This is a genomic window from Bartonella sp. CL436QHHD (genome assembly GCF_042195105.1).
GTDB lineage: Bacteria > Pseudomonadota > Alphaproteobacteria > Rhizobiales > Rhizobiaceae > Bartonella.
This window is the reverse complement of sequence record NZ_JBHINR010000009.1, coordinates 24,833-37,731: the sequence shown is the minus strand read 5'-3', so window position 1 is coordinate 37,731 and position 12,899 is coordinate 24,833. Positions and strand designations below refer to the sequence as shown.

Annotated in this window: 9 protein-coding genes and 1 pseudogene; 3 read left to right on the top strand and 7 right to left on the bottom strand. The window is 36.6% G+C overall.

Features of this window, described 5'->3' with window-relative positions; translation table 11 throughout:
• Nucleotides 1–320, top strand: a pseudogene (locus tag ACFIKN_RS01720) (hypothetical protein); the annotation flags it as partial.
• A gap of 508 nt (nt 321–828) precedes the next feature.
• Here ACFIKN_RS01720 and ACFIKN_RS01715 read toward each other — a convergent pair.
• From ACFIKN_RS01715 to ACFIKN_RS01705, 3 genes are read right to left on the bottom strand one after another with little or no spacing between them, the layout of a single operon-like run.
• Nucleotides 829–1,800, bottom strand: a complete 972-nt coding sequence (locus ACFIKN_RS01715) for a WD40 repeat domain-containing protein (RefSeq protein ID WP_375654624.1) — start codon at nt 1,798–1,800, stop codon at nt 829–831.
• 10 nt (nt 1,801–1,810) lie between these two features.
• Entirely contained in the window at nt 1,811–2,833 is a 1,023-nt protein-coding gene (locus ACFIKN_RS01710) for a CobW family GTP-binding protein (RefSeq protein ID WP_375637762.1), read from the bottom strand.
• A 21-nt stretch (nt 2,834–2,854) separates the two neighbouring features.
• Nucleotides 2,855–3,598: a creatininase family protein gene (locus ACFIKN_RS01705; protein ID WP_375637763.1), complete on the bottom strand. Its 744-nt coding sequence runs from the start codon at nt 3,596–3,598 to the stop codon at nt 2,855–2,857.
• A gap of 2,284 nt (nt 3,599–5,882) precedes the next feature.
• Here ACFIKN_RS01705 and ACFIKN_RS01700 point away from each other — a divergent pair.
• Entirely contained in the window at nt 5,883–6,152 is a 270-nt protein-coding gene (locus ACFIKN_RS01700) for a hypothetical protein (RefSeq protein WP_375631492.1), read from the top strand.
• Between the two features lie 899 nt (nt 6,153–7,051).
• Here the strand turns inward: ACFIKN_RS01700 and ACFIKN_RS01695 are convergent.
• Entirely contained in the window at nt 7,052–8,386 is a 1,335-nt protein-coding gene (locus tag ACFIKN_RS01695; protein WP_375657813.1) for an NAD(P)H-dependent oxidoreductase, read from the bottom strand.
• A 163-nt stretch (nt 8,387–8,549) separates the two neighbouring features.
• Here ACFIKN_RS01695 and ACFIKN_RS01690 point away from each other — a divergent pair, with 163 nt between their 5' ends.
• On the top strand, nt 8,550–9,029 hold the full coding sequence (locus tag ACFIKN_RS01690; protein ID WP_273791472.1) for a MaoC family dehydratase: 480 nt from the start codon (nt 8,550–8,552) through the stop codon (nt 9,027–9,029).
• Between the two features lie 866 nt (nt 9,030–9,895).
• Here the strand turns inward: ACFIKN_RS01690 and ACFIKN_RS01685 are convergent.
• Genes ACFIKN_RS01685 through ACFIKN_RS01675 form a run of 3 tightly spaced genes read right to left on the bottom strand, consistent with a single transcriptional unit; the run spans nt 9,896 to nt 12,449 of the window.
• The gene (locus tag ACFIKN_RS01685) at nt 9,896–10,555 is read right to left on the bottom strand and encodes a methionine ABC transporter permease (protein WP_015856780.1); all 660 of its coding nucleotides are present in this window, start codon (nt 10,553–10,555) and stop codon (nt 9,896–9,898) included.
• A complete protein-coding gene (locus ACFIKN_RS01680) occupies nt 10,548–11,582 on the bottom strand; it encodes a methionine ABC transporter ATP-binding protein (protein ID WP_273791471.1) in 1,035 nt (344 codons plus the stop codon). Before ACFIKN_RS01680 ends, ACFIKN_RS01685 begins: the two co-directional genes overlap by 8 nt.
• A 48-nt stretch (nt 11,583–11,630) precedes the next feature.
• Nucleotides 11,631–12,449 carry a MetQ/NlpA family ABC transporter substrate-binding protein gene (locus ACFIKN_RS01675; protein WP_273791470.1) on the bottom strand — a complete coding sequence of 273 codons (819 nt, stop codon included), beginning with the start codon at nt 12,447–12,449 and terminating at the stop codon, nt 11,631–11,633.
• Between the last annotated feature and the right edge of the window lie 450 nt (nt 12,450–12,899).

Below are 12,899 nucleotides of genomic sequence, written 5' to 3'. Positions count from 1 at the left end.
CTCTAATTTGGAGATTAGACGAGGAATCCAAAGGGTCAGAAGACCCAGAAGGCTTTGGTTCAACAGGGGCAGAAGGAGGAGAAACAGAATCTGGAGATGAAGTGTCCTCCGGAACAGAGAGCTCAGATGGCCGAACCTCATCAGTAGAATCTTCAACTGGAACAAACGGTGCAGGCATAGGTTGCACAGCAGAATGGTCCTCTGGAACAGTTGGTACAGAAGGACGTACAGGTTCAACAGGCGCAGAAGGAGTGGGGACAGAATCTGGAGATGAAGGAGATACCGGAACAGAAGACGGTGATAGAAACTCTATGAAATGATTATTAGATGGAATTTTCTAGGAAAAAAAACTGCAGTTTAGAAGGCTGCTAGTAGGCAACCTTGCTCTTTAGAGAGGGAAATCAAAAAAATTTTATTTAGGAAAATAGTGTTGAATTCCATTCTTCTGATCGTAGGAATAAATCGTTGTTTTAATGATGATATCAGCTATTTTTTGCCGAATTTTTAAGAAAAATGCTTTTGTGGAAGTATGTAGCCTATATAGATGTTGATAGGGAGTGGGTTTTCGGTCTTAGGGGTGATGTTTTTATTCTTGTATGGGGGTAGCAATGTTAAAAGGTCAAAAAACATGTCTAAGGTATTTTCTTGTCTAAAGGGGGGGGAGGAAAGGAAAAGAGAAGATTTAATGATTACGAAGATTTTAGGAGACTTTTGGGGGGGCTAGGGAGATAGGATTTCTGAGAGCTCTAGAGATGCAAGGGGATAAGATTTCTGGAGGATTGTGTGGGCATTCTTTATCGGCGATGATTGCGCTTTTGGGTGCTTAATTTAATCAGTGATCTTGATTATACCACATTCACCATTTTCGCTACCGAAGGAGAGGTTTTGCCCTGCTTGATCCCAGTTAAGTGCTGAGATAGCGCTTTTCCCATAACCTTTTAGAAGGACTTCTTTTCCATCATGAAAATGTGCCGCTAAAATCATTCCATCATTGAAGCCTATTGCTACAATTTCTTTGTTTGGGTGGCATGAAACGGTGCTAACAAGCGCATTTGCTCGTGTGCCTAGTTCTAGAGGTGTTTTTCCCATGGGGCCGTCTTTTGTATGAAAGGGCCAAACAATTGCGGCAGAGGCACCTGATGTTGCTAGCCATTTTCCTTTTGCGCTCCAAGACCAGCTTTTGACTTTGCTTGGGTAGCCACTCATCCGTAAATGTTGATTATCAGTGAGACGCCAACCGTGTAAGGCGTTTTCTTGCATCGTGGAAATGACATAGCGGTTGTCTGGTGAAAAGGTGACGCCACAATGAGCTCCTTTCCATACCAATGTGGTGGGAGATATTTGCGTTGATAACCAATGAAGAGTGACGCCATTGTAATGGGCAACGGCAAGTCGTAAACCCTTTGGGGCAAAAGCGAGTCCTTCTACACTACGTTCATGTGTGAGCTCTTGTTGTTCTTTTCCAACATGCGCAAATGCGAGACGTGAGGAGGAAAAAGCAAAAGCTTTTTGTGGACCAAAAGCAACGTTGTTTATCCATTTGCGTTCTTTTTGGCTTAACACTTCCGTGTGATCTGCTGCGGTTGTTTGACAGACTTTTCCATCTTCTCCACCGGTGATGATCGCGGTATTGTCATGGGAAAAATGGCTTGAAATTATTCCTTGGTGAACTTCAACGATTTGTGGGGCTGGATTAAAAAAAACAATGAAACCTTCTACGGAAACAAAGGCTGGTTTATTGCCTATAAAACCGCAGGAAAGGCAGTAACTTTTGAGATCATAATGGGTAATGTTTGGCATTATCACTCACTTATGCGCAATTTTCAAAACCAGTTTTTAATTTTTCAGCATCAAGAGAGCGTCCTATAAAAACAAGGCGACTTTCTCGTTTTTCATCTTCACGCCATGGGCGTTGATGTTGTCCCTCAAGAAGCATATGTATTCCTTGAATGACGTAACGATCATCGTCTCCTTGAAAGGCGATAATGCCTTTAAGGCGCAATATATCAGGTCCTTGTTGCTGTGTAACCTGCTGGATCCAAGGGAAAAACTTTTCTGGTTGCAGAACATCTGTTTTTAAACTTACAGAAGTGATGGTAATATCATGAATGGGGGATGCGTGATGATGGTCATGATCATGATTACAATCGGGACCACATACATGATCTGCGTGATGATGGTCAAGAAAATGGGGATCATTATCTAAAGTGCGTTGGAGATCAAAGAAGCCACGATCGAGGAGTTTATCAACAGGGATGTTAACGCGCTCTGTTGCGTAAATTATGGCTCTGGGATTAATGGCGAGAATAAGGGATTCAGCATGGCTGCGTTCTTGTTGGGTGACAAGATCAATCTTATTTAAAAGAATAATATCCGCGAAGGCAATTTGATCTTCAGCTTCACGACTTGTTTTCAGTTGAGAGGGAAAATGCTTTGCATCAACGACCGCTATGACACTATCGAGAGCTGTTTTTTCATGGATAGTATCATCCATGAAAAAGGTCTGTGCTACAGGAACAGGATCAGCAAGCCCTGTCGTTTCTATAATGATCGCATCAAATCGATGAGAACGTTGCATCAGACTTTCCAGAATGCGAATGAGATCACCACGTACGGTGCAGCAAACACAGCCATTATTCATTTCATAAATTTCTTCGTCTGATTCAATGATCAGGTCATTATCAATACCAATTTCACCAAATTCATTGACAATGACGGCATAACGTTTGCCATGATTTTCACTGAGAATGCGGTTGAGAAGGGTGGTTTTTCCAGCACCAAGATAGCCTGTGAGAACCGTAACGGGAAGTTTTTTGGGGTGTGTCGTTTCCATGGAGAGACCTTTTATTGTTCTTTATTGCCATGTGTTTATGTTAAATCGATTGATATCATCAAGTAAATCACGAAGCTGAGACAGAACATGAGAAAAGATTGCTTCACCGGCTTGTGGTGTTGCTTTGCTTGCGTTTCCTGCCGCACCTTGCGTGTTCAGATCTCGCATTGTCCAACCAAAGGCATGAGGACCATAAGCACGTAAATATCGATAATTGGCAATCATATCCGCTTGTTTATTATGAAAATTTTTTGCCTTTTCCATATGGACTTTTTCTGGTGCTAAATAGAGCATGAGAGAGGTTTCGATAAAGCCTCCATGGATATCAAGATGTTGTTGAGACGGCTCTATGAGACCTTGTGGTAAACCAAAACGGCTCCAGCTTGTTGCTACAGCGAGCATGGAAAGGCGCCTTCGTAATTCGGTGATAACGATGCTCATTAAAGGTGAATTGCCTCCGTGAGCATTGAGAAGAAGAAGACGGTTGATCCCTTTGTGATAACAGTTTTCACCAATCTTTATCCATCGCTTAATCGCATCGGAAAAGGTAAGAGTTTGTGTACCTGTAACATCCATATGTTCTATAGAATAGCCAATCTTTTCAACCGGTAAAAGTGCGATATGAAACTGCTCTTTTGTTTGTAAAGTGAGGGCTTTTGCAAAAGCTTCAGCAATAATCCAGTCGGTTTCGAAAGGAAGGTGCTCTCCGTGATATTCGTGTGCGCCCAAAGGTAAAAGAGCGAGAAAAGGCCTGTTAGATACCATAAATTATTGCCTAAAAGAGAAGTTAACATAGACAAAGTGATCGAAGGTGCTGTCACTATTTAATCTATCTATAAGAGAAACGCAAATAGGCGTCTTTTTACATCACATATGGATGCATAAAAATGAGAGCTTTGTTAAAAATAGAGAAGCTTTTATTGAGCAATGCCAACGCAACTTTTCTGTAATATTAGGCAATCTTTCTCAAGATAGTTGTCTTTTGTAAGTATTTCTGATGTATATTCTCATTTTTTAATAAGTAAATATTTATGAATATTAAATACTTCACATAAATAATGAAAAAATTATTTTTCATTATTTATTAAATGTGTAATTTTTTCTATAAATTACATATTCTTTTTTTATTATAGAGCGAGGATGATCAAAGTATTTCTATTATTACAATAGTACAGACTTTTGTTGCAATCAGGAATTCTATTCAATTATCTGTATATTACAAAAGAATAGAAATATTTGTTGATTGATTTTACTTTGGATAGTGTCTTAACAGATTTTAGTGTTCATGAGAAAAAATAAATATAAAGGGAAGAATTCACGTAAGATAAATTTGTAATCTCATAGAGCAGTTTATAAGATGATTCAGTAAGAAACACCGTTGGATACATAATAAACAGAACGCCATTGTGTTGCACATTGACGCTTTTGTTTTAAAGAAACATTTCTCAAGGTATCCAAGCCTATTTTGCAACGGCGCCCGTGAATAGTATAACGATAAAGCCTTATAATATAAAATCTATTGTGTTCCACCATATTTACACTTTTAAAGTAAAAATGGGTATCATCATTCACTTTGCTAGTTTTCAATACTGTGTTAACAGCGCTTGTTAGTTAAAATACCTCATAAGTGATATTTTCCTTTCTTCAAGTGTGTTTACACACACACACCGATCTCGTTTGTGATTTGCAAGTGAAGAAATTTGATTGATTCAATATAAACAGAGTTAAAATTAAGAGAGTTTTATAATCGTCAGCTTTCTCATTCAACATGCAAAACAATAAATTATTATTATAGATTAATATTTTGCGATTAAAGTGATCGGTTGATGAATTTATCATTCAATATCAGTTTTCATGGCGTTATTTTTTCAATGTGCTTACTTAAGTTGGTATTTTAAAAATGCAATTTTTTAGTAAGTTTCTCTATTCCTTTTCTTTCAAGAATTTGATTAATTCTTTATTATTATTATTTATTTTGCACAAATTGAAGACAGTTATGTGAATATTGCTAAAAATTTCGTTCAAAGAGAATTATTTGTTACTAATATAGAGTAAATATAATTACTTAAAATATAAATATGGTTGTGATTTACAATATTGACGAAAAATATGGAATAACTTTTATGAAAATTAAGAAAGAAAGTTTTTTCAGTATTTTGGGGATCATCTCAGTTTTCATGACTCTCTTTTTATCTGGTTTTAGGTAGTTTGTTGGTGTTCTAGTATTGCTTATAATTTTTTTGTAAATCTGATAGATTTACTTATTTCATGCGTTTGTTTTATTAGGTTTGAAAGTCAATATTTTGTGTTCTTTATGCTGTATGGGATAAAGGGGGCTGAATTACCTTTTTTAAGATGCTAGCAGTATTTTTTTCTTTTTATATATCAGTAAAAGTTGAGAATCATTTTATTAACGTCTCTTCCATTTGAAAATAGAGATCTTAATTGCTTTTTATAATTTATACCTGTTTTATAGAAAAAGAGTACACTATTTTAAGGTTTATTTATTAGGATAAACTTGTTTTAGATCAAGGTTTTTATTCGCTACCAATTTTATGTTTCAATATTACTGATGAGTTATAGAATAAAAGATTCACTAACAATATTCTATTTTTGTTTTTATTTAAATAATATATAAGTATTATCATTATATTGACAGTTTTAAATGATATAGTTCTTTAAAACTTCATTTTAAATTATTTATAAAATCTCTATTATTTAACTTTTTAAATGAATTTGTTTTTTAATATTTATTATAATGAGAAATTTTATAAATTATTATTACTTTGAAGAATAGAAATAAAAAATGACAAAATATTACTGTTAGTATCTTAAGTTATTATAATGTAAAAGGAATAAATCGTTTTTATCATTTATTGTTTTTTGTGTATTTACATGTAATACATAATGTGTTATATTGTAATAACAAAATTACATATAATGTTTTATTATGTCTGATTATATAAATGATTAAATATAAGTTTTGTTTTTTATATATGTGAAGATTACTTCATTTTTTCAGTGAAGAAAAAGAGGAGCAAAGAAAGCTATGTTTAAAATATTTAAAAATCGTGTATGTTCATTCACTTTTACACTATTTATTCTTTTTTTTGTACAAACTATAGCGGGAAATGCAAGTTTTTTAAAAAATCAATTTCAAGAGAGAATGGCAATTACTATTTCTACATTAGAAAAAAATGTAGCTATTAAAACTGTGAATAGAGCAGTTATTCAAGGCGTTGAGGAACAAGATGGTATTGCTTTGGGGAAAGCTGAAAAAGCTGCTGCCTTTTCAGGTTCAGCTTTTTGGGGGGGGTAGGTATTTTATCACTTCTTGCTTCTTTATGTATTGGGGATGTATTAGGTGCTGTTTTATCTCTTTGGGGAATATTCGTTACACTTTAATAGAAAGATCATCGATAAAGTCGATGACTTTTTTGTTCATTTCATTATGTTGAAAAAAATACATACTTGAAATCATTTATACTGTATTTGATAATAAAATTACTATTCTTAATAATAAATGTAGCTTTTATTAACATTATTAAAGTTCAATGTTTTACATTTATATTTTTTTTACAAAGTAGTGTAACCTGATTTTTTATAGTCTATGGTTATTATCCTAGTAATAAGGCTAGTATACTCACTCTCTTTAACAGCCTTTTAATATTGTCTACCTCCTCTCATATGAAGATTATTCATCAAAGGTATATTTTATCCTTTTTAAATTTTTTTATCTTTCATAAGGGGATAAAATAAAAAATATCCCTGTATTCATGGCTCTCATGCAATAAGAAAAATGAGAAATTATTATTTATCATTTCAAATTTGTTTGATGTTAAATCCATCAAAAGTATTTTTTACGTATAACAAGTTGTGTTCGTGTATGGACAAAATTATTAAAGAAAAAAGAGTAAAAATTCTTCTCATTAATCATCTCAAGTGCTATGCGCTGTTGTAATATTGGCAAATAAAATGATGATGCCAGTTTGTAGCTTTATAGAGCAAAGATAGTGATACACAATGAACCTTATGCCATCTCATGGGGTGGTTTATACTGTCGCATTTACGGGACATATTGTGAGAGCGAAGTGGTGATGTGCGTCGTTTGAAAATGCTTTTATTAAAACAGAAGCCTGAATTTTTGATACAAGTGTATTCTGGGTTGTTCTGTTGCGTAAGGGAAGGATACTGTTAAGTAAAGTAATTTAGGAGTGTTTATAGCTTAGCGGAAGAAGGGCAATGAAGTAAAAGGTCTTGTTTAGCACGAAGACGTGCAATCCATTGATCTTCACGAATAGCAGTATTATGTACTGTAATGAGTTCGTTTTTTTTAATTGCGGCTGTTACTGTTGCTTTTTCCAAAAGACCACAAGGAATGGCGTGGTGAGCGCGTGCTTCTGCAATGTTCATTATCCAAGCACGATAAGTATAAAGACCGATAAAGTCTAGCTGATCACCTGGATGTAAATCTTTTTTAGCAACAGCACAGACTTCTACTACGGGATGGCTAAGAGGAACCATATCTTTTTTGCCATAAAGCATAATACGTGCGCAGGTGAGGGGAACTTCCATTGCTGTTAAATGATAGGGGCGATGAAAGGTGAAGTAAGGCCCCTGACCAATTTTTAAATCTTCCATACGTTCGCGTAAACGCGGGTGTGCTATTTCGGCAATGACAAAGACACCAGGTGAAACACCTGGACCTATTGAATAATCTACAACACCATATTGCTGTAAAATGCCCCCATCTTGTTTTGGAATAAGCACTTTGTTTAAATCTTGTAGCGCTGCTCGTGGTCCATGCATTCCTGGGCAATCGGGGAGAAGTCCGGTGGCATTGGCAATGGCTGCCATTTCAACCATCGTTTTGGAACCATCAATAAATTCGACCAACATGCGCACATTCATATTACGCCGGTATGCTTCTTCTTCGTAAGCGTCAGGTGTAGCATCAAAGCGCAGAGGATTATTTTTTCCTTTACCCGCTGCAACAATCTTATGTCCAAGGGCTGAAACAAATTCTATGAGTTCCATACAAGCAGTTGGTTCATCGCCGGCACCAAGTGTATAAATGAGCCCTCGTTTTTCTGCTTCATGTTTGAGATAAGCGCCAATTGTAACATCTGCTTCAACATTCATCATGACAAGATGTTTGTTATTCTCAAGCGCTTTGATACCAATTTCTGCTCCTGCTTCGGGATAGCCTGTTGCATCAACGATAATATCAATTTGTTCATGACGTAAAACAAGGTTAATATCATCTGTTGCTGCAATCAAACCTTTTTCAATGCTTTGCGTGAGAGCATAAGTATTTTCAACTTCACAGACATGTCCACCCTCGCCATAGGCTAGTGTAGCGGCATCAAAAATACGTGACGGCGTTCTAGTGGCTACAGCTGCGACTGTTATACCATCCATATGTGCAATACTTGATAATAAATCTGTGCCCATTTCACCACAACCAATCAGTCCAATACGGATGGGGGGATGCTTTTCTGCACGTTGTTTTAAATCATGCGCTAAACCTGTTAGGTTCACATTGCTTGCCATTCTTTTTTCCCATTTGAAAACTATTCTGCTAAAGAACTTTTCTCATTCATAAAGTGCATTTGTTTTTAAGACAATTAATCTTTTATTCTTGATGCTCTAATCAATGGATTTTATAAAAGCAAGAGGGGTGGTTGCTTTTATCAAATAAAATAGGAATAGCGTTATGCAGCAAAAAATAGCAGTACAAGATGTCACCAGTTTTATTGGGAAAGAAATGGGATTATCGGAGTGGCGTCTTGTTACACAGGATATGATTAATCAGTTTGCATGTGCTACAGATGATCATCAATGGATACACGTTGATGAGGAAAAGGCTAAAAAGACACCTTTTGGCGGCACGATTGCTCATGGTTTTTTAACATTATCGCTTTTGTCTACGCTCGCTTATGAGGCGCTTCCAGAGTTAGAAGGGAGCACAATGGGGATTAATTATGGTTTCGATAAAGTACGCTTCATGAGTCCTGTGAAAACAGGGGTACGGATACGTGCGCGTTTTGTGTTAGACGACGCAGAAATTCGCCCTTCTGGTCGAGTGGTTTTCCATTATGGGGTTACGGTGGAAATTGAAAAGTTAAAAAAACCAGCTCTTACAGCTCAATGGCTTATTGTTGCTATTTTGGAAGAAAAACCTTCCAATATCTAGATTATTTGAGTGCTTTATTTTATAAAATTTTTATACAATTCTATTAGAAGTTTCTTCAATGATAATATTGAGAATAATCTATAGGATGATAGATATAGTGGAGCTATCATAGCGTTGATAGCCATAGCAGGTTGCTATTTTCCTAGATCGTTTTGAAGAGGAGTTTCTTAATGAAGATAGTGCATTGCTTCACGCTTTTGTTTATAGCGTTCTTTAATGGGATCATACCCATCACGTAAAACAGAACGCTTCAAATGGAATATGCTTGCGTTGTCAATTCACGGGCTTATTTTAAAGAAACATCTCTCAACGCTTGTTACACCCATTTCGCAATGGCGCCTGTGAATGGTATAATGATAAAACCATTGAGCACCCCTATCTTTATGCTTTGTAAAGAAGAAAGCCGACACCATCATATTATATGCTAACCGCCAATGTTAAGACAGGTCTTGGCGCTTGAGATAATTCATAAGAGGCATGCCTGCCTTCCTTTCTTATATAGTTTTTACTCACCCAGCTCTTCCCGCTTGTAACGTGCAAGCGAGAGGTTTTGGTTGATTCTATATAAGTTCAATATGTTCTCTAAGGTTGGGAAAGGTCGTGACCAATGTCTTAATTTGACATGATAATTTATCATTTTTATGTTAAGAGAGAGTCTCCCATACTGTGAGATCTCTTATTTTATCCCCTTTTATATTCAATCAATTAAAACTATTTTCTTTCATTTTACAAACGGATGGGGAGAGATAAAAACTGTTTAAGAAAAAAGTTCCTAATCTCTTATGAGCGTTTTCGATAGGCAAGGGGGAAGCACTTTGGAAGTGGCAAAGAGGATGATGGTATTGGCATGTGAAATTCTAAGTCTTTTAATGTTTTGTTTTATCAAGTTTTTGTACGATTTTATCAGAAGTCCATTGGGTTATAATATTGAGCATGATCAAAAGGATGATGACGATGGTCATGATGAAGGTATTATAGCGTTGATAGCCATAGCGGATTGCCATATCCCCTAAACCGCCTCCACCAAGATATCCAGCAAGTGAGGTGGCTCCTATGAGAGAAATGACCATGACTGTAAAACCTGTAATCAGGCTAGGGAGAGCTTCAGGAATAAGAACATGTCTGATAATTTGAAGACGGCTTGCCCCCATAGAGCGGATCGCTTCAATAAGACCGTTTTCAACGGTTTTAAAAGAGAGTTCCGCCATGCGTGCATAAAAAGGGATAGCTGAAATGGTCAGTATAAAAATTACAGCAGGCATTCCTATCCCTCTTCCTACAACGATACGCGTAACGGGAAGAAGATAAAATGCAAGAATAATAAAGGGAATGGCACGAATACTGTCAATGATCATGCTTAAAGGGCGATTGATGAGAGATGAGGAAAAAATCCCCCCGCGTGCTGTTGTGTGAAGAAGAAGACCAAGGGGAAGCCCTATAATAAATGCCATAAAAGAAGCACTAAGTGTCATCAATATTGTATCAATAACAGCTTGGGGAAGTTCATGAGACAGAACATTAAACATAGCCTAAGACCTCACAATATCGTCCTTTTTTCGTTAACCATTGAACAGCTTTTTCTAAAGCTTCTTTATCTTCTCCAGGAAGAGCCAAGAAGAGTCTCCCGATGGTTTCATCTTGAACTGTATCAATGCCACCATGCAAAATACGTGCTTTTAAACCACTCTCATTTTCTAGAAGATGAAGAAAAGGCTGCTGGGCAATTTCACCGGCAATATTAATTTCAATGACAGCTTCTCGCCCGATTGGTTTGAGATTTTTCGCAAATTTTTCAGGAAGTTGCGGGGTGACAAGCTTGAGCATGGCTATGGTTGTATCGTCTTGCGGTGATGTAAAGATGTCTTTCACACGTCCTTCTTCTACAATGTTCCCCTGATTAAGAACAACAACGCGATGCGCTATGGTGCGCACAACTTCCATTTCATGGGTGATGAGCACAATCGTGAGATTGAGGTGTTTATTAATATCAGCAAGGAGCTCTAGAATAGATTGTGTTGTTTCAGGGTCAAGAGCAGAGGTAGCTTCATCTGATAACAATATTTTAGGATTAGCAGCGAGCGCACGAGCAATGCCAACGCGTTGTTTTTGCCCCCCTGACAATTGTGCCGGATAGCAATATTCTTTCCCAGATAACCCAACCAATTCAATCAGTTCAAGGGCACGTTTGTGGCGTTGTTTTTTACTTACACCACTTAATTTAAGCGGCAATGCAATGTTATCAAGAATATTTTGCGATGAGAGAAGATTGAAATGTTGAAAAATCATCCCAATTCGTTGACGGTAAGGCGCCCATTCTATCTCTGATAGATTGGAAATATCAACACCTTCAAAAAAAATGGACCCTGCATCAATCTTCTCTAACCCATTTAAACAGCGGATAAGTGTTGATTTTCCTGCTCCACTGCGCCCAATAATGCCAAGGATTTCACCAGCATGGATATTTAAAGAGAGATTATTAATTACCGGAATACCAGCCGTTTTGTTAAAACAACGGCTGATGTTTTTTAAGGAGATAAGAGTAGGTTTTTCCATTCACAATTACTCGGACATTTGGCACAATTACTCGGATATTTGGCACAATTACCAAGATGTTTGGGCGGTTTTGCCAAAAATCTCTTTGATTTTTGCACGGATAAGATCGTTATTGTAAGCGGCAACTAATTTTTTAACCCATGGCTCATCTTTTTCGCTCGTGCGTACAACGATGATATTATCATAAGGATTATTTTTTGCGCTCTCCCATGCGACTACATCTTTTTCGAAGTTTAATCCGGAAACAATAGCCCAGTTTGTGTTTATAATTGCAAGATCAAAATCGTCAATAGCTCGCCCTAACATACCGGCATCGAGCTCACGAATTTGCAGGTTTTTAGGATTTTCGATAATATCAAGCGGAGATGCAAGAATATTATGAGGATCTTTTAATTTAATGAGACCTAAAGAATTGAGAAGAAGTAAGGCTCTTCCACCATTAGATGGGTCGTTCGGAATACCAACATGTGCACCATCACGAAGATCTTTTAAGTCTTTTATTTTGTGTGAATAAACACCGATTGGAGCAATAAATGTATAGCCGACAATTGAAAGTTTATAGCCACGTTGTTTCATTTGTTCATTAAGATAAGGGGCGTGCTGAAAAGCATTCGCATCGATCTCTCCTGCGTTAACAGCGTCATTAGGCAAAGCGTAATCAGAAAAATAAACGAGTTCAATATCTAAACCGTCTTTTTTAGCCTGTTCAGCAGCAGTTTTCCAAATAATCGCATCCCGCCCTTCCATAATACCAAGTTTGATTTTTGATTTGTCTGTAGCCATGACAAAGACCGTAGATAAAAAAAGAGCAAAGAGAGAGAGGAATAATCCTATAATCCGACTACGAGAAAAAAATTTTAATGTCATGTACTTTTAACTTTCTTTTCCAGGAGATTTTTTGAGGGAAGTGTCAATATGCTCTGTATTTTTTTAGGGAGATTTAAAGTTATACAAGCTTTAGAGAATATTCAATCACTTTTATTTTTCAAAGAGTATTATTTTTCCTTCTATTTTAGTTGTTTTGAGGGCTGATCATCATTCATTCTCAGAAATGCTCTGAAATTCGGGCAATCAATTCTTCTATTGCAATCATTTGTTGAGGGAACCAATGACACTTAAAAAACTTCTTTAAGGGACGATTGGTTGAAGAACCGGACAATCAGATGATGCTTTAGCCGTAAATTCATGAAGAACATACTGCGCAATCAAGATCAAAAGGCCGTGTTCGTGTAGGCGATAAAGAGAGATTTTGTTGCAATGTTGTGGGGTCTTTGGGGGGATAAAGGTTGCTGATCATTGGATTTAAACGCGGCAAAT